Annotated in this window: 24 protein-coding genes and 3 pseudogenes; 7 read left to right on the top strand and 20 right to left on the bottom strand. The window is 33.6% G+C overall.

Annotation, left to right across the window (positions count from 1 at the left end):
* Nucleotides 1-58: 58 nt before the first annotated feature.
* Together ACFQZ1_RS24045 and ACFQZ1_RS24040 are read right to left on the bottom strand one after the other, a co-directional pair.
* Nucleotides 59-1,315: a sensor histidine kinase gene (locus ACFQZ1_RS24045; RefSeq protein WP_377884677.1), complete on the bottom strand. Its 1,257-nt coding sequence runs from the start codon at nt 1,313-1,315 to the stop codon at nt 59-61.
* On the bottom strand, nt 1,308-1,991 hold the full coding sequence (locus tag ACFQZ1_RS24040) for a response regulator transcription factor (protein WP_377884676.1): 684 nt from the start codon (nt 1,989-1,991) through the stop codon (nt 1,308-1,310). The genes ACFQZ1_RS24045 and ACFQZ1_RS24040 overlap by 8 nt, the downstream gene beginning before the upstream one ends.
* A gap of 319 nt (nt 1,992-2,310) precedes the next feature.
* Here ACFQZ1_RS24040 and murQ point away from each other — a divergent pair, with 319 nt between their 5' ends.
* From murQ to nadE, 3 genes are all read left to right on the top strand, one after another.
* Nucleotides 2,311-3,198: an N-acetylmuramic acid 6-phosphate etherase gene (gene murQ / locus ACFQZ1_RS24035; protein WP_377884675.1), complete on the top strand. Its 888-nt coding sequence runs from the start codon at nt 2,311-2,313 to the stop codon at nt 3,196-3,198.
* A gap of 19 nt (nt 3,199-3,217) precedes the next feature.
* Nucleotides 3,218-4,642: a PTS transporter subunit EIIC gene (locus ACFQZ1_RS24030; protein ID WP_377884674.1), complete on the top strand. Its 1,425-nt coding sequence runs from the start codon at nt 3,218-3,220 to the stop codon at nt 4,640-4,642.
* Nucleotides 4,643-5,095: 453 nt separating this feature from the next.
* Entirely contained in the window at nt 5,096-5,917 is an 822-nt protein-coding gene (gene nadE, locus ACFQZ1_RS24025) for an ammonia-dependent NAD(+) synthetase (RefSeq protein ID WP_377884673.1), read from the top strand.
* 231 nt (nt 5,918-6,148) lie between these two features.
* Here the strand turns inward: nadE and ACFQZ1_RS24020 are convergent, their stop codons facing one another.
* A complete protein-coding gene (locus tag ACFQZ1_RS24020) occupies nt 6,149-6,988 on the bottom strand; it encodes a class I SAM-dependent methyltransferase (protein ID WP_377884671.1) in 840 nt (279 codons plus the stop codon).
* 438 nt (nt 6,989-7,426) lie between these two features.
* On the opposite strand from ACFQZ1_RS24020, the gene ACFQZ1_RS24015 reads away from it, so the two are divergent.
* Complete coding sequence (locus ACFQZ1_RS24015; RefSeq protein WP_377884670.1) at nt 7,427-8,320, top strand: cell wall-binding repeat-containing protein; 894 nt, start codon at nt 7,427-7,429, stop codon at nt 8,318-8,320.
* Nucleotides 8,321-9,895: 1,575 nt separating this feature from the next.
* Here ACFQZ1_RS24015 and ACFQZ1_RS24010 read toward each other — a convergent pair.
* From ACFQZ1_RS24010 to ACFQZ1_RS23980, 7 genes and pseudogenes are all read right to left on the bottom strand, one after another.
* Complete coding sequence (locus ACFQZ1_RS24010; RefSeq protein ID WP_377884669.1) at nt 9,896-10,192, bottom strand: hypothetical protein; 297 nt, start codon at nt 10,190-10,192, stop codon at nt 9,896-9,898.
* Nucleotides 10,193-10,351: 159 nt separating this feature from the next.
* The gene (locus ACFQZ1_RS24005) at nt 10,352-10,558 is read right to left on the bottom strand and encodes a hypothetical protein (protein WP_377884668.1); all 207 of its coding nucleotides are present in this window, start codon (nt 10,556-10,558) and stop codon (nt 10,352-10,354) included.
* A 183-nt stretch (nt 10,559-10,741) separates the two neighbouring features.
* The gene (locus ACFQZ1_RS24000) at nt 10,742-11,029 is read right to left on the bottom strand and encodes an XRE family transcriptional regulator (RefSeq protein ID WP_377884666.1); all 288 of its coding nucleotides are present in this window, start codon (nt 11,027-11,029) and stop codon (nt 10,742-10,744) included.
* Between the two features lie 213 nt (nt 11,030-11,242).
* Complete coding sequence (locus ACFQZ1_RS23995) at nt 11,243-11,656, bottom strand: DnaJ family domain-containing protein (RefSeq protein ID WP_377884665.1); 414 nt, start codon at nt 11,654-11,656, stop codon at nt 11,243-11,245.
* A 21-nt stretch (nt 11,657-11,677) separates the two neighbouring features.
* Nucleotides 11,678-12,818 (bottom strand): annotated as a pseudogene (locus tag ACFQZ1_RS23990) (alpha/beta hydrolase).
* Nucleotides 12,819-13,024: 206 nt separating this feature from the next.
* Nucleotides 13,025-13,471: an NUDIX domain-containing protein gene (locus ACFQZ1_RS23985; protein ID WP_377884664.1), complete on the bottom strand. Its 447-nt coding sequence runs from the start codon at nt 13,469-13,471 to the stop codon at nt 13,025-13,027.
* 313 nt (nt 13,472-13,784) lie between these two features.
* Entirely contained in the window at nt 13,785-14,633 is an 849-nt protein-coding gene (locus ACFQZ1_RS23980; RefSeq protein ID WP_377884663.1) for a patatin-like phospholipase family protein, read from the bottom strand.
* Nucleotides 14,634-14,834: 201 nt separating this feature from the next.
* Between ACFQZ1_RS23980 and ACFQZ1_RS23975 the strand changes: the two genes are divergently transcribed.
* The gene (locus ACFQZ1_RS23975; protein WP_377884662.1) at nt 14,835-15,212 is read left to right on the top strand and encodes a PH domain-containing protein; all 378 of its coding nucleotides are present in this window, start codon (nt 14,835-14,837) and stop codon (nt 15,210-15,212) included.
* 220 nt (nt 15,213-15,432) lie between these two features.
* Here the strand turns inward: ACFQZ1_RS23975 and ACFQZ1_RS23970 are convergent, their stop codons facing one another.
* Nucleotides 15,433-17,106 (bottom strand): ribonuclease J, encoded by a 1,674-nt coding sequence (locus ACFQZ1_RS23970; RefSeq protein WP_377884661.1) that lies wholly within the window; start codon nt 17,104-17,106, stop codon nt 15,433-15,435.
* A 182-nt stretch (nt 17,107-17,288) separates the two neighbouring features.
* Here ACFQZ1_RS23970 and ACFQZ1_RS23965 point away from each other — a divergent pair.
* Nucleotides 17,289-18,422, top strand: a pseudogene (locus ACFQZ1_RS23965) (zinc-dependent alcohol dehydrogenase).
* Between the two features lie 259 nt (nt 18,423-18,681).
* On the opposite strand, the gene ACFQZ1_RS23960 reads toward ACFQZ1_RS23965, so the two are convergent.
* The 6 genes from ACFQZ1_RS23960 to ACFQZ1_RS23935 form a co-directional block, all read right to left on the bottom strand.
* The gene (locus ACFQZ1_RS23960; protein ID WP_377884659.1) at nt 18,682-19,356 is read right to left on the bottom strand and encodes an O-methyltransferase; all 675 of its coding nucleotides are present in this window, start codon (nt 19,354-19,356) and stop codon (nt 18,682-18,684) included.
* Between the two features lie 51 nt (nt 19,357-19,407).
* Complete coding sequence (locus tag ACFQZ1_RS23955; protein WP_377884970.1) at nt 19,408-19,926, bottom strand: YfiT family bacillithiol transferase; 519 nt, start codon at nt 19,924-19,926, stop codon at nt 19,408-19,410.
* A 21-nt stretch (nt 19,927-19,947) separates the two neighbouring features.
* Nucleotides 19,948-20,463 (bottom strand): GNAT family N-acetyltransferase, encoded by a 516-nt coding sequence (locus ACFQZ1_RS23950; RefSeq protein ID WP_377884658.1) that lies wholly within the window; start codon nt 20,461-20,463, stop codon nt 19,948-19,950.
* Nucleotides 20,464-20,539: 76 nt separating this feature from the next.
* A complete protein-coding gene (locus ACFQZ1_RS23945) occupies nt 20,540-21,862 on the bottom strand; it encodes an NAD(P)/FAD-dependent oxidoreductase (protein WP_377884969.1) in 1,323 nt (440 codons plus the stop codon).
* A 148-nt stretch (nt 21,863-22,010) separates the two neighbouring features.
* A complete protein-coding gene (locus ACFQZ1_RS23940; protein ID WP_377884657.1) occupies nt 22,011-22,169 on the bottom strand; it encodes a hypothetical protein in 159 nt (52 codons plus the stop codon).
* A gap of 12 nt (nt 22,170-22,181) precedes the next feature.
* The gene (locus ACFQZ1_RS23935; protein WP_377884656.1) at nt 22,182-22,961 is read right to left on the bottom strand and encodes an undecaprenyl-diphosphate phosphatase; all 780 of its coding nucleotides are present in this window, start codon (nt 22,959-22,961) and stop codon (nt 22,182-22,184) included.
* A gap of 237 nt (nt 22,962-23,198) precedes the next feature.
* On the opposite strand from ACFQZ1_RS23935, the gene ACFQZ1_RS23930 reads away from it, so the two are divergent.
* Complete coding sequence (locus tag ACFQZ1_RS23930) at nt 23,199-23,609, top strand: VOC family protein (protein ID WP_377884655.1); 411 nt, start codon at nt 23,199-23,201, stop codon at nt 23,607-23,609.
* Between the two features lie 110 nt (nt 23,610-23,719).
* Here the strand turns inward: ACFQZ1_RS23930 and ACFQZ1_RS23925 are convergent, their stop codons facing one another.
* From ACFQZ1_RS23925 to ACFQZ1_RS23915, 3 genes and pseudogenes are all read right to left on the bottom strand, one after another.
* The gene (locus ACFQZ1_RS23925; RefSeq protein ID WP_377884654.1) at nt 23,720-24,247 is read right to left on the bottom strand and encodes a DUF6886 family protein; all 528 of its coding nucleotides are present in this window, start codon (nt 24,245-24,247) and stop codon (nt 23,720-23,722) included.
* Between the two features lie 177 nt (nt 24,248-24,424).
* Complete coding sequence (locus ACFQZ1_RS23920) at nt 24,425-24,799, bottom strand: nucleotide excision repair endonuclease (RefSeq protein ID WP_377884652.1); 375 nt, start codon at nt 24,797-24,799, stop codon at nt 24,425-24,427.
* 89 nt (nt 24,800-24,888) lie between these two features.
* Nucleotides 24,889-25,221: pseudogene (locus ACFQZ1_RS23915) on the bottom strand (Ger(x)C family spore germination protein); the annotation flags it as partial.
* Nucleotide 25,222 lies beyond the last annotated feature (1 nt).

Below are 25,222 nucleotides of genomic sequence, written 5' to 3'. Positions count from 1 at the left end.
ATTTATATAAACAAAGGGTGTCAAAAGGAAACAGTTCCTTTTAGCACCCTTTTATTAGTTATATTGGAAATTTAATGGTAACACGTGTCCCTTTATGCCGTTCACTCTGTATTTTTATTTCTCCATCATGAGCGTCCGTAATCCACTTAGCTATGGACAAACCTAACCCTGTTCCGCCTTCAGAACGCGTTCTACTCTTATCACTGCGATAGAAGCGGTCAAAAATATGGGGCAATTCCTCATTTGATATGCCGATACCTGTATCTTCTATTATGATATTGACTAAACTGCCATTCTTGTTGCAGGTAACTTTGATTTGTCCATTCTTAATATTGTATTTCATGGCATTATCCATCAAGATAACGAGTAACTGATGTATCCGTTCTTTATCTCCTTTATACATGAGTTGCTTGTCGACATCTTCAAGGATCGAAATATTTTGCAGCTCTGCAATTGGTTCAAATTGATGAATGATTGTGCTGACTAATTCACCTATTGCAAACTCCTTCCTTTGAATAAGCAACTGATTCGAATCTGTCTTTGCGAGAGTCAACAAATCTGATACAAGTTTATTCATTCTCTTTACTTCTTGTAGCACTTTATAAATTGTCATGCTTTCTTGTTCAATTGTATATTGCGGATGACGGAATAATAATTCCAAGTGTGTCTGGATAACAGACAACGGTGTTCGAAGTTCATGAGAAGCATCTGCTGCAAACTGAGTTTGTTTTTCCCAAGAGTTTTGAATTGGTACAAGTGAACGATTTGCTAAAAACCACCCTATAAAGAAAGAAATAATTACCCCCGCAAGGCAGCCTCCTATAGTCAATATAAGCAAGTTTTGCAGTATAGTGACCTCAGAATCTATATTTAAGACAATCTCAACCGTATGAGCCGATTTCATCCCAATATCCTCCAAATAACTGGATGGTGGTTCAAACTTAAGGATACGATAACTATGCTTATTGATTGTTTGTGTCCATAGTTTGTTGTCCTGAAATCGAGAAGGGGAAAAATCATTAATATCGTTAGAAAAGACAGCATTTTCAGGTATACTTTTTATGAAATGCCCGTTTTCATCCCAAACTAAGTACACAGTTTTCCGTTCTGATTCTCGTTTGGATTCATGTTCTTTCAAAACATGTTTCATGCCTTCTTGCTGTATTTCTTCAGACACGCCGGCAAGCTTCGAATCAATCTCCGTATAAATAAAATGATTCATATAAACATACAAAACAACACCGAATACACATAAAATCAATGAAAAAACAACCGTATTTAAGGTAACAAGTTGAATCTTTGTTTTTTTAAACATTTTGGTCATTTCCTTTGAATATAAAACCGACACCACGTACGGTATGAATAAACGATTCATCATGAAATGTGTTTAATTTCTTTCTCAGATGATGCACATATACATCTACAACACCGAGCCCTACGTCTGAATCTAACCCCCAAATACGACTGAAAATTTGATCACGGATTAAGATTTGTTCTTTATTTCGTATAAAATATTCAAGTAGTTCATATTCCTTAGTAGTCAAATATAATTTATTGCCAGCTATATATCCATCATGTTCTTGTACATGTAGCTGGATAGGGCCATAGGAAAAATTTTGTTCTCCAATTGTTCCTTTTTCCCGTAACAACACGCGTATTCTTGCAAGTAGTTCTGGTACTGCAAACGGCTTAATCAAATAATCATCTGCGCCAACATCCAAACCTTTTACACGGTCTTCTACACTATCTTTAGCAGTAAGAAGAAGAATAGGGGTTTTAACAGAAGCAGTACGTAACCCTTTCACAATTTCAAATCCGTTAAGTTCTGGCAACATAATATCTAAAATAATAGCATCGTAAATATTTTGCTTAGCCATAAATAAGCCCTCATCGCCAGCTATAGAACAATCAACTTCATATCCTTCTTCTTGTAGAACTGCTGTGATTCCTTCTAGAAGAGGCTGATCATCTTCAATTACTAAAATCTTCATTATGTCCATCCATTCTGTTAAGTTTTTAAGAATACATTTCTTATTATATAGGATTCAGGTACTAATGTATAAAGGAAACAGTTAGTTCACAATAAAGCCATATAAACTGAATGAAGAACTAAAAATAATCACAAATTCTAAGATTTAAATCTAATAAAAAATTTTATTCTTTCAGGAGGTGTCATAAAATCTTTACGTATTGTATGTAAAGCGAAATCTTAATATAACATCTATGAAGGAGATAAAAAATCATCAAGTGCATAGATATTATTCTGTAACCAACAAAAGAAAGCGATTTCAAAAAGTGAGGATGAGAATTATGCTAGAAAATTTAACAACCGAAGCACGCAATAAAAAAACAATGAATTTAGACGAAATGTCAACAATTGATCTTTTAACAATCATGAATGAAGAAGATGCGAAAGTCGCAGAAGCAGTGAAACAAGAACTCCCACAAATCGCCAAAGCAGTTGAAGCGATTGTTGCAGCAAAAAGAAAAGGCGGCCGCTTAATATATATAGGGGCTGGAACTAGCGGACGTATTGGTTTGTTAGATGCAGTTGAATGTCCTCCAACATTCGGAACTTATCCAGAAGAAGTAATTGGATTAATCGCTGGTGGTGAAAAAGCCTTCATTAAAGCAGTAGAAGGTGCAGAAGACAGTAAAGAATTAGGTATTCAAGACTTAAAAAATATTAATTTAACAAACAAAGATATTGTAGTAGGAATTGCAGCAAGCGGTCGAACTCCATATGTTATTGGCGGGTTAGAATATGCAAATTCAATTGGTACACAAACAGTTGCAGTATGTTGTAATAAAGGCTCAGCATTAGGAAAAGTCGCAAACATTGCTATTGAAGTAGTAAACGGACCAGAAGTATTAACTGGTTCAACTCGCTTAAAAGCTGGCACATCTCAAAAATTAATTTGCAATATGCTTTCAACAGCCTCTATGGTAGGAATCGGGAAAGTGTACGGGAATTTAATGGTTGATGTTCAACTAACAAATGAAAAGTTAGTTGAGCGCGCAAAGCGTATCGTGATGGAAGCAACATCTTGTGATTATGAAACAGCTGAAACCTATTTAATAAAAGCAGATAATAAGCCTAAAATTGCAATTGTAATGATTTTGACAGGACTTTCAAAAGAAGAAGCATTAAAGAAATTAGACGAAACGCAAGGATCTGTTAGACAAGCATTAAAATAACCGAAAAGAAGGAGACATGATGAACAAATATCATAGCATGGCATCTCAAATTTTAGATGCGGTTGGTGGTAGTGCAAATGTTTCAACATATACAAACTGCATGACACGTCTTCGTGTTACACCTGTAGATCGTAATTTAATTAATGAAGAAGTATTAAAAAAGATTGATGGGGTTTTTGGTACTGTTGATGATGAAACATACCAAATTATTCTTGGACCGGGTGTTGTAACAAAAGTAGCAGAACAATTCGGTATTGTATTAGCAGAGAAAAAAGGAAAGAGTGTTTCTTCAAAAGCTTCTTCTGCAGAAGAACTACAAGCAAAAGGTGCAGACATCAAGGCAGAATTAAAGAAAAAGAATAATACACCTTTTAAAAATTTTTTAAGAAAAATTGGAAGCATTTTCATTCCCCTTATACCAGCATTCGTTGGAGCAGGGTTAATTGCTGGTATTGCTTCCATTCTATTAAATAATATTACTGCAGGAAATTTAGAAAAAGAAACTTGGGGACAATACGTAACAGTTTTAAATGTAATAAAAAATGCACTTTTTAGTTATCTAGTAATCTATGTCGGCATTAATGCAGCAAAAGAATTCGATGCAACGCCAGCACTTGGTGGAGTAATCGGTGGTATTACCCTATTAATTGGCATGACGCCAGAAAATCCAATTCTTAATATCTTTACTGGTCAGCCGTTATCACCAGGACAAGGTGGAGTTATTGGCGTATTATTGGCTGTTTGGATTTTAGCATTTGTAGAAAAGAAATTACGTAAAGTGATTCCCGATGCAATTGATATTATCGTGACACCTACAATCGCATTATTAATAGTAGGGCTTGTAACCATTTTCTTAATCATGCCATTTGCAGGTTTCGTTTCAAATAACTTAATTGGTGCTATCAATTGGGTATTATTACGCGGTGGTGCATTTGCAGGATTTGTACTTGGCGCAACATTCTTACCACTTGTTATGTTAGGATTACACCAAATATTAATACCAATTCATATTGAAATGATTAATACAACAGGTATGACACAATTACTTCCTATTCTTTCGATGGCAGGGGCTGGGCAAGTTGGGGCAGCAATCGCATTATGGATTCGCTGTCGTAAAAATAAATCTTTAACAAATATGATCAAAGGGGCACTTCCAGTAGGAATTCTTGGAATTGGGGAACCATTAATTTACGGTGTTACATTGCCATTAGGACGTCCTTTTATCACCGCATGTATCGGTGGAGGTATTGGAGGAGCCGTCATTGGATTACTTGGTAACGTTGGCGCAATTGCTATCGGACCATCTGGTGTGACATTAATTCCTTTAATTGTTGGTGGAGTATGGTGGAAATACGTCATTGGATTAATTGCAGGTTACATCGGTGGATTTATCGTAACCTATTTCTTCGGTGTGCCAAAGGAAGCAATGTCGGAACAAGAATAATATATCTTAAAAAAGTACGATTAGACTTTTGGTTAATCGTACTTTTTTACATAATAAGAACACACAAATTCTTGGCGATTATCGTTCTGATATGGTAAGTTTAGCTATAGAAGAGAATCCTAAGTTCATTTTGGACACTCATGAATTAAATGTATTACCAGGCAAACACTATACATATTACGTTTAGAAACATGCTTAAAGAATCCGATTTGTTCTTTATCATGGATGCAAATCTTTTAACAGATATCACTGATAGAAAATGATATCTTTCAATTAATTAATAAAAGGTTAGCCAAGGACATTGGTTCTACATATCTTCGTGAAAAATTTTCTAATGGAGAAAAAACAAGTTACCTTCTCCAAGATAGCTGCTATGTTATTAAATCAAACAAAAAGGTTTGTGGTACTACATTTAATATCGAACTTCTATAAACTGAAAGGGAAGATTTTGAAATGACAATTTTACAACAAAAAATCATGTCGGACTTAAATGTATCAGCAGTAATTGATCCTATTCAAGAAATTCGTAAAAGAGTAGATTTTCTAAAGGATTACGTACGTAAAACAGGAGCAAAAGGCTTCGTTTTAGGAATTAGCGGTGGTCAAGATTCAACATTAGCTGGCAGACTTGCTCAACTAGCAGTAGAAGAACTAAGAAACGAAGGACATCATGTAAAATTCGTAGCTATTCGTTTACCTTATGGAATTCAAAAAGATGAAGATGATGCACAAGCATCCTTACAATTCATTCAAGCAGATGAAGAACTTGCATTTGATATTAAAACTACAGTTGATGCTTTTGCAGAGCAGTATAAAAAGGATGCAAAAGAACAACTTACAGATTTCAATAAAGGAAATGTAAAAGCTCGAGTTCGAATGATTACGCAATATGCAGTAGGGGGACAGCATGGCCTTCTTGTAATTGGTACAGATCACGCAGCAGAAGCTGTAACAGGTTTCTTTACGAAATACGGCGATGGCGGTGCTGACATTCTTCCTTTAGCTGGATTAACAAAAAGACAAGGAAGAGAATTATTAAAGGCTTTAGGCGCTTCTGAGAGATTATATTTAAAAGTTCCAACAGCGGACTTATTAGATAACAAACCACAACAAGCAGACGAAACCGAGCTAGGAATTTCTTATGAGGAATTAGACGATTATTTAGAAGGCAAGCAAGTAGCACAAGAAGTGGCTGAAGCAATCGAAAAACGATATTTAGTTTCAGAACATAAACGACAACTTCCTGTAACTATTTTTGATGGTTGGTGGAAGTAAAGAAAAGCCGCGAAAATAACCGCGGCTTTTCTTATAAACTTGAGGACTCGAATTCCAATAGTTCGGTATACTCTGATGTATAGTGCATGTGCAATCAACCTTCTAAAAGTTACCGTTAAAAACGATAGGATTATCTCTAAAAATACAACAATTCTGTAAGGGAAAATTATGAAGAACTTGCGGAATTGAGGTTCTTGATATATGTTAATTGTCTAGTGGCACAAACCTCAGTTATTTTTTCTTTTTTCCAATGTAAAGCAAGTGAGAAGATACTCCTAAAACGTAAGGATTGGTTGCTGTTTCTTTTAATAATTCAATAAGTTGAGCAAACTCATTGTCTCCACGATTTTGCCAATACTCCCATTGCTCTTTGGATAAAAGAGTACCTATATTAGATGAACCAATAAGATTTAATGTCTCAAAGCCATAAGACTCCATAAAAGGTTGAATGTCTTCAATATTAAAATAATAAGCTCCTGTGAATCGTCCTTCATCACTATGATTAAATTCACCCGTACGCATAAATTGCTGAATGGAATCCATGTTATCATTCGGTTTCCACGTCTGAGGATACAACAATGATGAAAGAACATGTTTAATCCTTGGCATAAAAGCTATGTAAACAATCCCATCTTTCTTTGTGACTCTATATAACTCTTTAATTGCTAAATTACGGTCTTGTTCTGCTTGCAAATGGTACATAGGCCCCATCATAAGAGAAGCATCGAACTGCTCATTTTCTAATATAGTAAGACTTCTTGCATCCGCAACATGAAACCCATCAAATTGGTTAAATAAATCCAGTTCTTTTGCCTTATTTTCACCAACATTAACTAATCTAGGCACAAGATCAGTTAATGTGACTCTATACCCTTGTTCAGCCAATTTCATAGCATATTTACCCGGTCCAGCTCCATTATCTAGTATCTTTCCTGTCTTAGGTAAATATTTTTGTATATAGTGCCAATTAACCTGAAATTCTAGCGGTTCACGATCAAGGCGTCCCCATTCATCAAATGCAGAATAATACTCAACAACTTTATTTACCTCTGTTTCCAAAGAGTTATTCATTGTTTTTTATCACTCCAATTTATATGTACTAATTGGTATATTTTCGATTTAATATCTTAAAGTCCTTCTAGTAATTAAAAACTCCCGTTTCCTTAATGTTATAAACGTTTTTTCAGTAAAAAAGGAGAGCTATGGAAATAAAGAGTAAAAATGAAATGTTTCCTTAACACCTAAACTATACATAAATTAAAATAGCAGCAGAAGCAGGAGAGAGGGGTTATAGAATTATTCTCACAAAATTGTTCACCAAAAAATAGATTGATGAATAGCAGCTAATAGATTCAATACGCAAAGTATAAATGTGTTGTTTTGCATGTAATTTAAATGTGCAAATTTTAAGACAAAATATAATTTTAATAAAAAAACATTTAATTTATACCATATTTTTGATAAAATTGTCAATGTTACCAATTGAATGGAAGGGGAAAAATGATAAAAATGAAAAAGAAAATTATTACTTGCTTACTTTCTACAACACTATTAATTCCAGCTATTGCTCATGCAGAAGAAACTAAGGCAACGCAAAATACTACTAATGCTTCTAAAATTACATATGCTAGTAATGTAAGCAAAAAGCAAGGCTGGATACAAGAACGCGGAAATTGGTATTACTATGATAAGAATGGTAAAAAAGTAACAGGTTGGCTAACACTAAACGGAAAGAAATACTATCTAGATAAATATAGTGGTATTAGAGAAACAGGCTGGGTTCCAATCAAAAACGAAAAAACTGGAGTGAATTCATGGTATTATTTCGATCCTAATACCGGTGAAATGAAAACAGGCTGGGTAAAAGTTAATGGATATTGGTACTTCTTAAAGAACGATGGCGTAAGGCAAACAGGCTGGCTAAATAACGGTGGAAAATGGTACTACCTTGACTCTTTTGGCCAAATGCAGACAGGTAGACAGTCTATAAACAATGTATATTACTCCTTCGATAAAAATTCAGGAGCTATGCAAACAGGTTGGGTACAAAACTATGGTTCTTGGTATTATTATAACAACAATGGATCAGAATACAAAGGTTGGCTAAATACCGGCGGAAAGTGGTACTATCTTGACTCTTACGGCCAAATGGAAACAGGAAGACGATGGATAGACAATGCATATTACTGCTTTGATAAAAATTCAGGAGCTATGCAAACAGGTTGGGTACAAAACTATGGTTCTTGGTATTATTATAACAACAATGGATCAGAACACACAGGCTGGCTAAATACCGGCGGAAAGTGGTACTACCTTGACTCTTCAGGTTATATGAGAACGGGCTGGGCATTAATTGATAACAAATGGTATTACTTCAATAGTAGCGGTGTTTGGATTGGATAATTTGACAATAAATAAAAATAGATTGTAGAGTGAAAGAATTATACTCATTTAAACTAGATTTTATATTTAAGTAAAAGATAAGGACTTTAGCATCTTTCTTTAGTTGCTAAAGTCCTTATTTTATTGTTATCTTTTTATGAATTCTTTAAAAGAAGTGCTAACCGAACAGAACCACAAACCTAAGTTTATTAACAAAGAAAAACAGTATCATATATACTTAAGTGGCAAAAACGAAATTCAACATTTTGCTGAATAGATTTATAAAGACAAAGAATTATTCTTACAAAGGAAATGTGAAATTTTCCAACTGAAAAAATAAATTATCTTTCAGTTAGTGTGCAGACTTTAAACAAGCACACTAACTGATTTTTTATTTATGACAAGAAGATAAAAATAGGGAGGGATTAAAAATAGAACTTACTTTAATTATGTTGATTATTTTTTACTAGTTAACATAATATAAATTATAGGAAGTTGTAAAATAGAAGGAGTTTCATATCTCTAAAACCAAGTAAACTATATATTTTGAGACGAAACGGATATTTTTGAAACAATCTATAGCAGATTTAAATAATCGTTCGAAACTCCATATTTTAAATGAACCATTATAATTTCATTCAGCAAAATCATTCGCACACAGCTGGAGAATTTTCACGCTAAATGTTCAAAGCTATAATTTATATTTATTTTGCACTTAAAAGTTTTTTTCTGGCTTGTTTTTTATTATACGATTAATATCTTATTCCCTAAATATATACAGAAATATGTCTTACATAAAAATTTGTCATCATTCAGCTCTAACCTATATTTTCCTTTACTAAATTCCTATCATCTAGTTAACATAATGCATTTATAGAACAAAAAAAGCCTCCCTTGTTATTTTAGGAAGAATTTTAATAAATAACTTGTATTCTATTAGCTATTGTCTTTTCTACAAACTCTTTATTTACTATCTTTTCTGTTTGACGAACTAAATGTAGAATGCCACTTTTTCGATTATGATAAATCACTTTGCGCTTTTCATTTCGATATACTTGCACTAGTGTTGCCAGTGTATCAACATCGCCTTGTTATATGTAATAACTTTGCAACAAGACCTTATTACTAATAATGTATATTACCTGAGGATTATTTAGCATGCTTTTTTTATTCCCCATAAGAAAATAGCATTGTTCTACGTATGTATATAAGTCTTGATCAACTCCAACAAATGTGATGGTTTGTTTGCTTAGGATTTGATTCAATATACAGGCTGTCCATAATAATGACATTTCTCCATGATTTTTATGGTTACAATTCACAAAAAAAGCCTCATAGTCGTTAAATACAATCTTTTCAGCAATTTGAAATGTATTTCTTGCTTTTCTAATGCTTTCTCGTAATGACTCTATGCAGGGAAATGCTTTTTTACTTGCAATTAAAAACTATTGTTTCGCTTGTGCTGCTGCGTATTCTACTTTAAGTTCTACATAAAGGACTGTATTAATAAGCTAAATATAGTCTTTCTAAATCCTCTGTAAGACGCATTTCTTTTGCGGTTTGTTGTTGGATAAAAACCTTTTAGTTCTGAAGATGTCACTCTGCTGCCTCTCCCTTCACATTATAGAAATACCCAATAACTTCTTCAAGAACTTGTTGATTAGCTTGTTGTGCTGCATGAGGTAAACCATGCTGATTCATTAATTTTTCTAGTTTTCCAAAATTCACAACGTTACTTCGTTCAATCATATAAGGATCTAACCCAAGATTTTCAAATTCTTTATGATAATCAACTTTTTTATCAAAATATGTTTCTAATGATTGTTCATCAATTAGGTACAGTTCATAGAGACGAATAAGAATTGCTTTATACAGGGCCTGAAAACGACTCATGCAAAGAAGAATCTTTGTTAATGTAGTTTCAAATTCATTTTCTGTACCCGTATAAAAAGCTTTTAACTCGTGTTCATCAATTAATAGAACAGATGCAAAATAATCAGCTTTTCGTTCAGACTGATTTTTATCAAGGCCTACATAAATAATATGTAATTGCTACTTAAGCTCTTGAAATGAAATAAGGTGATACAGTTCATGAAGCAGACTAAAATTTTGATAAATTCGAGATTGATACGTATTCACATAGCAAATATACTTATCCGTATTTGTAGAACGAATAAAACCACCCAAAGACTGATCTTGAATTGGTGCTTCAATGAAAAAATGTTGTATAGAAATATATTTTTTCGCACCTTCAATCATTGTCCAGCCTCTTGGGTGGTAATGCTACAAATACTTTTTCATTAAATTTTCTATTTCAGACTTTATCTTTTGATTTTCTTCTAAAATTTGCGGAAGATCTGCAAACGAAAGCTCAGGTATGTGAATCACCTCTATCGTAAATTTCGAGTAAATCACAAATTTTTGTTAACTGAGCTAACCCCTCTATCCCTCTCTCTGATAACAGATTACCGGCCGAAAAGCTAAAGCCCTTTCCTCTAGCTCTTGATTTAAATGATGAAACGAATCAGTCATAAAAAACGTTTGTTCATGCCCTAAAACATCAGCTAATTTAGCTGCAAAATCATAAATACCATTCATTCGTTTTTCATTTAGATAGTCAGAGAAATTGGACTCGGACATGTTCAAACGTTTCGCTAAACGCTTTCTTTTTAAACCTTCTGCTTCAATATATTGATTCATATTACGTAAAATAATAGTTTCTGAATGCATCTTTTTCACTTCCTTCCTAACAGTTTACTTCGTTATATGTATTTATTAAATAACGCACATAAAAAATCCATTTAAAGAGAATTCTCGATGAATTTATTTATATAATCAAGTGATTTATACAGTATTTTTTTATTAAAATCCGCTTATAACGAATTATTCTATAAAAAAACTCTTTCCGAGCTTATCTTCAGAAAGAGTAACAACCTTACAATATTAACCTGGTATACTAATTTTCATTTTTTGTGCTGATGGCGGGCAAGTTAAATTGTGCTCGTAAATTTTTTTATTAATCATTTCAACCATTGCAGTAAATTCTTCCTTCTCCATGCATGTATGCAATTTTTCCTTTAACGCATCAATTTCTTTCAAAAGTTCAATCCACCTCGGTAATATATGATTATCTTTCATCGTTTTATATAGTTGTTTTTCTGGATTATAAGAGAGACTTTTATCAATTTGCAGTGGCTTCCCTTTGCCTACTAAGTCATCAAATACACCTTCTTTTTGAGCGCGTTTAATAATCGAACTAATATGATCTTCGTACGTAAATGACCATACTTTTTCATCTTTCACTAAAATTTCTTGTTTCTTTAATGCCTTATCTATTTCTTTTTCTCTATCTTTCATATGTTTTCTCCTCCCTTTTTATTATTTCATAGGTATTTTAAATTGTTGTAAGGATACTAATCCTTGAGCAAGCTGTTTATACCACCACAATTCATCGTGACCACCAAGGAATTCAACATATGTGCTTTGATATTCTTTTTCTTTAAGTACTTGTGATAACTTCCTATTTGCTTCTAACAATGGTTTATTTTCCAACTCCCCAGCGCTCATATAAATATGTAGTGGTAATGTGCTGCTTCTTTTAAATTGATTTTCAATCCAAGGATGTGACCCTGCGTAATTTTCTTTTTTCCAATGTACAGAACCAGACAATGATAAAACATTTCCAAAGATATCTGGATACTGCAACGCTGCATAAAAAGCTGCTAAACCACCGAGACTGAATCCAAGGAAGTAGTTCTTTTGTTAAAAACATATTCATTTCCTCATAAAATGTGAGTTCTGTAAATCGATCTACATGATCAATGCCAATTAGAATACAAGGTGGAATTTCCTTTGTATGTATAAGATGATCTAGTGTTACAGCTGCTGATAACGTCTGCAGCATAGAACTGCCATCAAACATGATAAGAAGGTCATAAGGAGCTTGTTCAGGTGAGTAATTATACGGAGTATATATCCAAAGTTGTCGTTCATTCTTCAATATAGAACTATAAAACTGATATGTTTCTACTTTTCCTTTTGGAATATGAGTTTGTTGCTTTGTTTTGTCAGTTTGTGACGATAGGCCTAACTCTAAAACAGATATTGGTCCTGCTTTATGCTCAAATATTTTAGAATTCAATGGATCACGCTTATAGTTTTCACTTCGCTTTACCCAATCTTGTTCAAAGTCATCATTAATTGAAAAATAATACGTCGAAGCAAACTTTTCTTTTGTTCGAAACGTTTTAAACCATATGTTTGTATGTGAAAGCTTATCCATTTTATTCGCCGTTATATCCCAACCAGGAAAACTGCCAAATACATATGCATTTTCAGTTTGTTCATCACCTAACCAAATATATGTAACAAGATGGTACACAGCATCAATTGGACAAGTCTCCACAATAGGTGTTTCTTGTTTCTTTATGCTCTCTAAAAACAATGTAACAGCAGAAGGATTTCCTTGATTTAATTGCTTCGCCAAATCATGCATAATTGGACTCATTAGTTTCTTCATTTTTTGCCTCCTTTTCTTTTCTAACTCTATACTTATTTCAGTTATCAATTAATCGTTTCCTTGCTATTTACTGTAGTTATAATGTATATTTTGTGAACAAAATTTATATTTAGGACTTTATAGAATAATGTAAAAGCTTTACAAACTAAAAAGGTGTTTTCTAGACGTGAAAACACCCTTTTTGACATAAATCCAGTTTCAAGTAGTTAAAGTGTACTAACCCAACATGTTTCTATGTCATGTTCTTGAATTTTTTTCATAAGTGTTTGTACAGCAGCATCTGGCATGACTTTAAATCTTTTCAAATTATCTTCATTAGGTACAATCCAATAAAAATCCAGATGAGATTCTCTAGATTTAGGAGGTGTTTCTGCATTTAAGTTATCACTGTTAACTTTAAATACATGATTAATTTCATAATGTAGTGTGTCTCCATCTTTCCACTGATTTTCAATTACACCAAGGAATTTTTCGATTGAACAAGCTGTACCTATTTCTTCTTCCCACTCTCGTATAAGTGCATTTTCGACTGACTCACCTAATTCAATATGCCCCCCTGGTAAAAAAGAATGATGTCCCTTAAAATGTGCTACCAAAAGCTTTCCATCTTTTATAAGTACACCCCTGACAACGTGGTGAAAACGAGTTTTCATATTTTGGTCCTCCTTATTTACTTTTCAGATAGTAAATTCTAATGTAAGAAGTCAAATTCCTTTGCTAGTTGAATATAGATGAATATTGTTAGAACGGTTTGGGTTTTTATTGTAAAAATACGGTAAATGAAATTAGATTGAACATAAGTTGTTCAATCTAATTTCATTACGCTGTTATTCTTTTCAATACAATCGCACAATCTTGACAACCATTTTTAATCACTGTTTCTTCTACTTGTGCCCAATCATAAGGAATACAAATCTGTTTAAAAAACCAACGATTTCAAATTCCCCCATCTAACAAAATATTATTTTACTTAACCCATTGTTTCAGCTGCTCAAACTGATTCTTTGCATCGTTATAGCCAAGTTCATATAAATGAACTAATCTTTCTTTATTCCGCTCTAATCCCCCTGCAGGCAATTGCACACTTGGTTGTATAACAAAGAAATTCTCTTTTTGTTTTTCTGAATAGAGATAAGATATAGTATTGTTATAGATTTCGTAATGCTCCACGAGACGATTTGCCACATTAGGATAATGTCGATACAACCATTTCGCAATAGATGACAGCTTATTCCGTTGTTTTTCAAATCCTGCTGGTTTTGTCATAATGACCACATTTTTTTGGAACCCATCAGCCTGTGCCTTCTGAATGGGAATTGGGTCTGTAATCCCTCCATCTAGTAACTTTTTATCATCATATTCAACGGCCGGCGCAATAAATGGCACTGAACTTGATGCACGAATAATTTTTAAAATATCATTTCCATGTTCGTGCTTATTGTAATACACAGCTTCTCCTGTATTACAATCAGTTGTGCCAATAACAAACTGTTCTGCCCCGTTTAGGAATGTATGAAAATCAAATGGAACAATTTTGTTAGGTACTTCATCAAATAAAAAATCCATGCCAAACAACTCACGTTTTCGTAAAAAATTTCGAAATGATATGTAACGTGGATCGCTTACAAGTTCCGTATTTACTTTCTTATTTCTTCCTTTTTGACGAGATAAATACGTAGCGGCCATACAAGCCCCAGCTGAAACACCTATCACATAAGGAAAATAAAGATCTTTTTCCATGAAAAATTCTAATACACCTGCTGTATAAAGTCCTTTCATTCCTCCGCCTTCTAAAACTAATCCGATATTATTCATATATTGTCCCTCTATCACATTTTTAGTTCATAGTGTCCAAAAGTTCTTACATAAATATATTAGCATAAGATATTATGATGAAGTATCAAATTGTTTCATTGCAATTGAAAATTAATTCTTATATCGAAAAGTAAGAACCTGCTTTTCCGTTACATGTTACAATAAAAGAAACTGACTCTATATATAAAGGAGGAATTTATAATGGGTTTATTTAGTGGTATTTTAGGAAATGCATCTGATGCAGATATAAGTAGCGTAGAACGTGATCTACAAGCGATTATGTTAGATGATGAGCAAGTAGAACACGCTTATAAATTAATTCGTGATTTAATTGTATTTACAGATCGTCGAATGATTTTAGTAGACAAACAAGGTATGACTGGTAAAAAAACAGAATATCATTCTATTCCATATAAAAGTATTACACAATTTAGCATAGAAACAGCTGGTCACTTCGATTTAGATGCCGAATTAAAAATTTGGGTATCAAGCATGTCTACACCGATTACGAAAGAATTTAGAAAAGACGATAGTATTTACAACATTCAAAAAGCACTTGTAGCTTACACAATAAAATAATATTTTGTATTTTTATACACAATCAAAAGTATTTACCCCGTATATTTTGGAACAACATACATTAATTTTGATTAAAAATACAAAAAGACTATCTTGCAATAGAGATAGTCTTTTTGTATTCCGGCATATTATCTATCACCTGTAACATGTTTTTTTGAAATTAGACTTTTATAATTTTTTCACTTCACTTTAAGTTAATTAGTATATGAAAGTAGCTATTTTAAACTTCAATTATTATAGGAAGAATCATTGGCTTTCTTTTTGTATGTTCATATGTAAATTGTCCAAGTGTTTCTTTTATATTCTTTTTAAGAACATTCCATTGGCTAATATTTGCTTTTTGTGAATTATTAACAGTTGTTACAACCAGTTGATTAATTTTCTTTAAAAAATCTTCTGAATCGCGCACATATACAAATCCACGAGAAATTGTGTCTGGACCAGAAATCATTTTCCCATCAGTTTTACTAAGAGTTATGACTATAACAAGCATACCATCCTCTGCAAGCTGTTTACGATCACGTAAAATAATATTTCCAACATCACCAATACCCAATCCGTCCACATATACATTTCCTGCAGGTATTCGTCTAGTTTGATATGCCACTTGGTTATTTATATCAACAACATCACCATTGTTCATAACATAAATATTATCTTTCTCAACACCAACGGACTCCGCTAAAAGGCGATGATGATGTAGCATTCTAAATTCTCCATGAATCGGAATAAAGTATTTTGGCTTCATTAAAGTGAGCATTAATTTTAATTCTTCTTGATAAGCATGTCCAGAAACGTGCATCCCTGTTGAACTTCCTGATCCATAAATTACATTAGCTCCTAATAAAAATAAGTTGTCTACAATACGTGAAACATTTCGTTCATTACCTGGTATAGGAGTTGCAGCTAAAATTACAGTATCTTCCGGCAGGATATCTACCTGTCTATAGTTTCCACTCGCTAAACGAGCTAAAGCAGCCATAGGCTCACCTTGACTGCCAGTACAAAGAATGGCTACCTTGTCCGGCTCCATTTGATTGATTTCATGTGCTTCAATTAACATTCCCTCTGGAATATTTAAGTACCCTTGCTCTAATGCAACAGATACTACATTTACCATACTTCTTCCAAGCAAAGCAAGTTTTCGATTTGTTTTACATGCAGCATCTACCACCTGCTGTAGGCGATTCACATTAGATGCAAAAGTGGAAAGAATAACTTTTCTACGAGCTTTGAGAAATGCTTCTTCAATATGTTCACCTACAAATCGTTCTGATGGAGTAAATCCAGAACGTTCCGCATTTGTACTTTCAGAGAGTAATGCTAAAACACCATTACTTCCGATTTTAGCCATTTTATGAATATCAGGATATTGATTATTTACAGGAGTCAAATCAAATTTGAAGTCACCTGTATGTACTACTGTACCTTCTGGTGTATGAAAAGCAATGCCAAGACAGTCTGGAATGCTATGATTCGTTTTGAAAAAAGTTAGACTTATTTGTCCAAATTCAATTAACGATTCAGAGTCAATAACAAATAGATCTGTTTCATTTTGAAGTTTATGTTCTTTTAATTTAACTTCAATTAGCCCTAGCGTTAAACGTGTTGCATAAATTGGCACATTCAATTGTTTTAATAAATATGGAATACCTCCAATATGATCTTCATGTCCGTGTGTAACAACTAAAGCCCGAATCTTATCTTGATTTTCCTTTAAATATGTAATGTCAGGGATAATCAAATCAATTCCTAATAAACTTTCATCGGGGAACTTCGAACCACAATCAATTATCACAATGTCATTTGCATACTGTATAACATACATATTTTTCCCTATTTCCTTTATGCCGCCTAAAGCAAAAATGGATAGTTTATTTCCTGCTATGTTCACAATGAATATCCTCCTTTTTCAAACTTATATTGCTTTTTAAAAATCTATCTGTTTATATATTTTCCAACACATACAAATTTATTATCTGTTACAAGATGAATAAGTATATTATTTACTTCTTTGACTGAACATATTTAAAGGTGCTAAAAGGTGCATTCAATAAACTAGGAGGTTCTAGAATTATGAAAGCTGTGACTTATCAAGGGCCAAATTTTGTTGAAGTTAATCAGGTAGAAGATGCAAAACTTGAAAAGAAAGATGATATTATCGTAAAGATTACTTCAACTGCTATTTGTGGATCTGATTTACATTTGTATCAAGGGAACATGCCATTACCTCCAGGATATATTATTGGCCACGAACCGATGGGTATTGTAGAAGAAGTAGGACCTGATATCACCAGGGTCAAAAAAGGAGACCGTGTTGTAATTCCTTTCAACGTTTCATGCGGGCATTGTTTTTAATGTCAGCACGAAATGGAGAGTCAATGTGATAATTCAAATCCTCACTATGATTCCGGAGGATACCTTGGCTATACAGAGAAATTTGGTAACCATCCAGGTGGCCAGGCTGAATATTTAAAAGTTCCTTTTGGAAATTTTACTCCTTTTGTTATCCCTGAATCATGCGAACTTGAAGACGAATCATTGCTTTTCTTATCCGACGTTCTCCCAACTGCATATTGGAGTGTCATAAACGCAGGTGTAAAACCGGGCGATACTGTCATTGTTCTTGGATGTGGCCCTGTTGGATTAATGACTCAAAAATTTGCATGGATGAAAGGTGCTAAACGTGTCATCGCTGTTGATTACTTAGATTATCGTATAAATCATGCTAAAAAAATGAACAAAGTTGAGGTATTCGAGTTTACAAAATATCCTGATATGGGAGAACATTTAAAAGAGATTACTCATGGCGGCGCCGACATAGTTATTGATTGCGTTGGTATGGACGGGAAAAAATCACCTCTAGAATATCTTGAACAAAAATTAAAATTACAAGGTGGCACTCTTGGTCCTATTCAAATTGCTACGAAGGCTGTTCGAAAATGTGGAACTGTACAAATAACGGGTGTTTATGGAGGAAACTACAATGCATTTCCTTTAGGAGCATTTTGGACTAGAAATATAAATCTTAAAATGGGACAAGCGCCCGTCATTCATCTTATGCCAGAACTGTTTGAAAAAATAACGAATAACGAGTTTGACCCAAAAGAAATTATTACACATAAAATCCCTCTTGAAGATGCAAGTCATGGTTATCGAATTTTTAATAATCGTGAAGACGATTGCATAAAAATCGTTTTGAAACCATAATCACACCTATTTTTATACAAGAAATGTAGATTACTCAAAAAGAACATAATTACAAACCTTAAGTTTAAAAAAACGGTACTTCTATCCCCCTATTAAATCATCACTCATAAGTAAAGACCTGCATTTACAAATGCAAGTCTTTTAACTTTAAATAATGTCCACCTGGCATCTTAAAAATTACTATACTGGAAATTTTTTTATGTTTTACATTAGTAACTAGATAAGAAAGACATATCGTCTCTTTTGGTTCAAATTCACTTTAAATAGACGTAACGACCGCAAGTGCAAAGCCGTCATATCCTTTGGAACCAACAGTTTGGATTGCCGTTGCGCTCAAGCGTGGCTCAGTAGCCAGCAACTCATAGAATTGTCGTATCCCTTGAACACTTTGATCATCACCTGAATTTTCTAGTACTGCACCATCACGTACGACATTATCTCCAATGATTAAAGTACCCGGGCGAGAAAGTTTCAGTGCCCATGCTAAATAATACGGATTATTCCGTTTATCAGCATCAATAAAGATGAAATCAAATGGTTCATGTTTTTCATCAACAAGTTGCTGTAGAGTGTTTAGTGCCGGTCCAAGACGAATCTCCACTATATCATTCAAATTAGCACGCTTAATGTTAGAACGGGCTACTTCTGCATGCTTTGGATCTGCCTCTAACGAAAGAAGACGACCATCTTTAGGTAATGCCCGTGCCAGCCAAATAGTACTATAACCACCTAACGTGCCAATTTCTAATATAGTGCGTGCTCCTTGAATCTGGGCAAGCAATTGCAGGAATTTTCCTTGATTCGGAGAAACATCGTGCGCGGGTAAGCCAGAATCTGCGTTAACCTGGAGTACTGTATCAAGTACAGGATCAGATGGAACTAGTAAATCTGTTATATAGCGATCTACCTCAGTCCATTTATTAGTTATCCCCATATAAACTGCCCCCTTGCATTTCAATTTCTTAATTTATAATCTATAGAACTATTACCAGCCTAATCGATCACGAAGAGAAGTAATGTGTGCAGTATGATGACGACCGTGCCATACATAAAGCCCAATCGTTACACCTAATTTATTTAATCCTGTTTCAGGATGATTAAATGTTTTTTCAAAATCATTAGATTTCATAGATCGCAGCAAAGTAACCCATCTCGTATGTAATGATTCTAAAAGTGCTAGGGATACATCTATTGGTAACTGGGAATCAGGAAGCTCCGCCCATTTTTCTTCAAAATACGGTTTAATCGTTGGATTATTTTCCGTCAGCGCCAATTTAAACCGAATATAACTATTCATATGACTATCTGCAATATGATGAACGACTTGGCGCACTGTCCATCCGCCAGGACGATACGGCGTATCAAGTTGATTTTTATCTAATCCTTTTATTGCCTGTGTTAGTTCAATTGGAAGATTTTCAATTTGCTCTATCCAATTCTCTATTGTATCTTGCGTAATACTTTCATAAGTAAAATGACCGATCGGATAACGTAAGTCCATAATTATATTGCTCTCCTTTTTGTTTTAGTTAGAATGTCTCCAAATATAATGGATAAAATTAATTTTTTGGCCATGTAATTCTGCTGCATTTTCATCAATTGAGATACGTAAAAAATGGTTCTTTTCTAATACTTTTTGAGAAGCAAAATTATTATTTGTTGTTTTCGCGTGAATTTCAGTAACATGATAGTTCGCCGCTTCATCTAAAAGGAGTTTTACAGCTTTAGTTGCAACATCTCTTCCAACATATTTTTCTCCTACTCGATAGCCAAGATACCCTAATTCTATATCTTTCTCAATATCTACTAAGTTGATTCGCCCGACAATTGTTCCTGCCTGATTTCTTATGAGGTGAAAATATGAAATCCCTTCAAATTGTTCTTTTAATACTTCATAAAAAATCTTTTGAAACGTTTCATATGTATAGTAATCTTCACCACGACTAGGCACCATCTTTTCAAAAAAAGGCCTGTTACTACATTCAAAAGCAAACAATTCTTCTGCATCTTGTTCTCTTAACTTTTCTATGTAGACTTCCATTTGCTAACCATTCCTTTTCAAAATCAATCAACTATATACATTTGCTATTTCGTCACAAAATCCTGCTGAAAAAAGGCTACTTTCCTCGACTCGTAAATATAGCAAATAGTACTTTAGGATGAAAAAGATGTAAGGGACTACGAATTAAGTTCATAACGTTAACCAATCGAATATAAATTTCCGGATTAAAAGCAGAAAGACGATATACCTTTTTGGTGTACCACTGTTTAAATGGTTGCATAAGAGGTCTGTCCCCTTTAATGTTCGAAACGCGAAATGCTTCTGTTGTAGTCATTTCCCACGGCGTTGCTATCAACTTCGAAATACTCTTATGAAATTTGTAAGTAAAATCTTTTTCGAGATGTTTATTTTCCCTGAGACACCTTTCCAACTCTAAAGCTTCCATTGCAGCGACCGAAATCCCTTGTCCAAAAACGGGATCAAAACGGCAATGAGCATCTCCAATTACTAAAAAACCTTCCGGAACATGCCTTACTAAGTCAAATCGGCGACGCACTTGATAAGGAATTTTATGTATTCTTATATCTGAAAGAGGCTCTATTATTTCAAGAAAACTTTGCACATCAGGGACTGGTAATTTCTGAGCATAAGCGAAAAATTCTTCATCAGTTTGCGGAGCACGCTCATTTGCGTAACCGCTAAAAGTTATATAAAAACGATCGTCTTCAATTGTTTGGATAAGAGCACCGTAAGGGTTTTCAGGAAAACTAGGAGAAACAAGAAGGTTACACCAATCTAGCCGTTCTTTTGTTTTTAGACGAAATACCCTAGTAGCATAAAATAGTTGAATCCATACTTTTTCCTCTTTAACCTGTATACCATATGTTTGTAACCACTCCACAGCTTTTGACCCAAACCCGCTTGCATCCACAACTACATTTGCATGAATTTCTTCTTCTACACCTGTTTCAAGGTTTTTCACTCGTACTCCGTATACTTTATTATGCTCTTCATCTATCAATATTTGTTCAACCATCATTCTATATCTAGTTACAATATTAGATACTTGATCAATTCGTCTTTTTAAACGCCACTCAAACATAGGACGACTTTGTTGAACCATGGTTAAATCTCCTGTAAATTGTGGTTTCCAATGACCAAAATGATGCCACTTTACATCTTGTGTAAAGTTATTTACAATACTTTTATCCTCAATTAATTGCGAAATAAATTGAGGGAATAACTCCTCAACTGCTTCTTCTCCGCCTTTTAATAAAACATGTGGATGATAACTTTGCGGCACTCTCTTTCTAGGAATCTTTTCCGTCCATTCTTCACCTATTTCTAAAATTATTACTTGCTGAAAAGAATGAGATAAAGCCTTTGCAGCAAGTTTTCCAGCAATGCTTCCTCCAATTACAATTGCCTTCTCCAAAATATTACCCCCTATCTACCTTGTCCCCTATTTATCTATCAATTTTACTACTTTAAAATCTCTTAATTGAACATAATAAATTTAAAAATCCTGTATTATCATATTTATACAGGATTTTAGTTTCTGGTGATATTTCATTCATCTCTACTTCTCATAACAAGAATCGTATGCGCAAATAATGCGCAAATAATCCACAAGCAATCCCTATAAAAATTCCGATGTTAGGTTTTTCTAATAACATTCCACCGGCTAAACCTAGTATAAAGAATCCCCCATACAATAACCTTATCATTTTCTCATATTTTTTCATGTTCCTCCACCCTTAAAATACACCGGTAAATTGCAAGGTAAGAATGAGAAGCCCAAGAGCCCATACATAATACGCAAATGTTTTTAAAGAATGATGTTTTAAATATTGAATCATCCATGAGACGGCAATATATCCAAAGAATGCTGCAGATAGTGTACCCACAATAAGTGACGTGTTAGAGATTGCTTCTGCTTTTCCTTGAAAAACATCAACTAACTGTAAGATAATTGCGCCAACAATTGCAGGGGTTGATAATAAAAATGAGAAATAAGCTGCTGTTTCACGATCTAATTTTCTCCAAAGTGCTGCGACGATTGTCATGCCTGAACGAGATATCGCTGGAAAAATAGCAAATGCTTGAAACGAACCGATAATAAATGCGTCTTTATATGTAATATCATCCATCTTCTTCCGTCCGCTTTTTTGTTTCTCCGCCATATATAAAAATAAACCTGTAACTAAAAATTCCCATCCAATCGTTATACCCGTTTTTGAGATCTCTTCAAAGAAATCTTTAAATAGTAAACCAATTACAACTGCAGGGATTGTTCCGATAATTAATAAATAAGTTAATTTCGAGAACGGATTTTTTATTAAATAGAGAAATTCTTTTTTATAGTAAATAAAAACCGCCAATAACGTCCCTATATGAAGCATCGTATCTAAAAAGAGCCCTGCCTCATCTAAACCAAAAAGGTGTCTCCCTAAATACAAATGACCGGTACTGCTAATTGGTAAAAACTCTGTTAAACCTTGAATAATTCCTAAGATAAAGGCTTCTAACCAATTCATGATTGTCTCCTTTCAAGTTTGCTTGTACCAGTATATGTTTGTATTTTTTAGTTATGTAAAGTTACTCGTTTTTAATAGATTCTTATACCAAATGAAAATAATGTGATTTAGAAAATAAGGTGATAACAATTGACAATGAAGAACCCTTAAAGATAATATAAATGCATAGGTAAGAATGTATGTTCGTTTTATGAAAATGAAAAAGTCTTTGTATTTAATAAAAGGAGTGAGTAGAAAATGGAAAACTCAAATCAAAAAATTACTACCTTCTTAATGTTCCCTGGAACAGCCGAGGAGGCAATGAAGCATTACACTTCTATATTTGATCAATCAGAAATCAAAAGTATTTCTCGTTATGGAGCAAACGAAGCTGCTGAAGAAGGAAAAGTGCTACATGCTACGTTTTCATTAAAAGGACAACTATTTATGTGTATTGATAATAGTAATAAAGATGTACATCAGTTTACTCCCGCCATGTCATTATTTGTCTCTTGTGATACGGAAGAAGAAATTGATCGAGTTTTTGATAAGTTATCTCAGGATGGCGCGGTATTAATGCCGTTAACTGCTTCTCCTTGGAGTGCAAAATTTGCTTGGGTCCAAGATAAGTATGGTGTTTCTTGGCAATTAAATCTTGCAAAAATGTAGTTGTGAAATAACATTCATTCAAAACTACTTCTAAAATGCTCATATTAAACCAAAACAAAAGAATCCATTTTGAAAAATAGATTGATCAAAATGGATTCCTTGATTAGAAATTATTCTTCAAACCTTGGCTGTGCAAACCCCATTCTACACATTGACCAGTTAAATGTTGTTTTTTGAATTTCATCACAAATATCCCACAAATTATTTACTAAACGTAATTCAACATTCCGTTTAAACAGTTCTTGAAATAAATCAGCTACTTCTAATGTAGCAATCGGAATTTGTGTTTTTTCACTTATATAATAACCAGCAATCTCATCTTGAAGTGTGAATTGCTTTGTATCAAATTCATACATGTATAATTTAGTATTTTTCATCGTTTCAAACCATTTGTTTTCAATAACTACTACATGTGAACATGTTTTTGATGATATATATGCTTGCTTGTCAATTTCAGATGTATTTGGTCCAACATGATAGCAAACACGTGGACATTTTCTAGGCGTTAAAAAGTTAGGTAAGCATTTATCATCTATCGCCCATACAAGCCCTTTCGTTGGATCTAAGTCCGTTCGAGTAGGTATTCGGGGCTGAAACACTTGGATATGGCTCTCTTCACTTACATGGAATATTCGCACACGCTTTCCTCCTTAAAAGATATTACCTTGTCCTCTTTTCTATATGGGTCGTAGCGTTACGTTATTTCGCTTTTTAATGATTTCTATTCAAGTCTTCGCCGTAGATTAAAGATGTATTACTAAGCTCTAACTAAAACGACCTCAGCATTGTTCTGAGGTCGTTTTAGTTAGAGCCTTTTATTTAAAAAATACTTTATCTACATTATATTTTGCTTGAAGTTCATTAATAATATATGTTTCGTAAATTTCTCTTTCCATTGGATCTTCTACGATACATGCATCAATTCTGTACACTTCATCTCTATGTACTTTCATTGGTGAAACAGTATCTTCAAAATGTTTTTTAATTCTTTGTCTTAATTTCCGGGCTTTTCCAACAAATAGCAGCTCATCATTCATATTATAAAACATAAAAATGCCGCCTTTATCTCTAGGAACCAGGTGAAAGTCAATAAATCCATTAATCGGAGTAATTTTTGGTTCATCACCTTTAATGATTTGTTTACGCTGCGTAATCGTAACATCTGGTGCTGGTATCTCAATTTTAATCACGATAAGTCACGTCCTTTTTTGTTATAAAGGTAAATAGTATCACAATTATGTAAAAAAAACCATTATGATGTTATCCCTTGTATATATACTAAATGTGGGCTGAACAAAGGGCTCTCTCTTTTCAATGAAAACTCACAAATTATTTGATGAATAGAATCTCCGGTCTCGGAAACATTCATATAACGCTTTGGTTTTGCTGCACCTTCTTTAATTTTCGTTTGTAAGCTAACAATTTGATAAGTAGCTGTTATAAGGTTTCTTTTAGGATAGCCCCTTTCTTTTTCTTAAATCTCTTTCTCAGTTGTTGACTCTTTACCTTTATCCAATGCTATATTTGAAGCTAAACTCAACCCTTCAATTTCTTTATTGCTTCAGCATCCTGTCAGAAACAGGAGCACAGGAATCAACAACGAAGTCAAAATC

Origin of the sequence: Bacillus sp. CGMCC 1.60114, from assembly GCF_042676365.1 — a bacterium.
GTDB lineage: Bacteria > Bacillota > Bacilli > Bacillales > Bacillaceae_G > Bacillus_A > Bacillus_A rhizoplanae_A.
The sequence above is the reverse complement of the archived record's forward strand: the minus strand, read 5'-3'. Positions and strand labels throughout refer to the sequence as shown.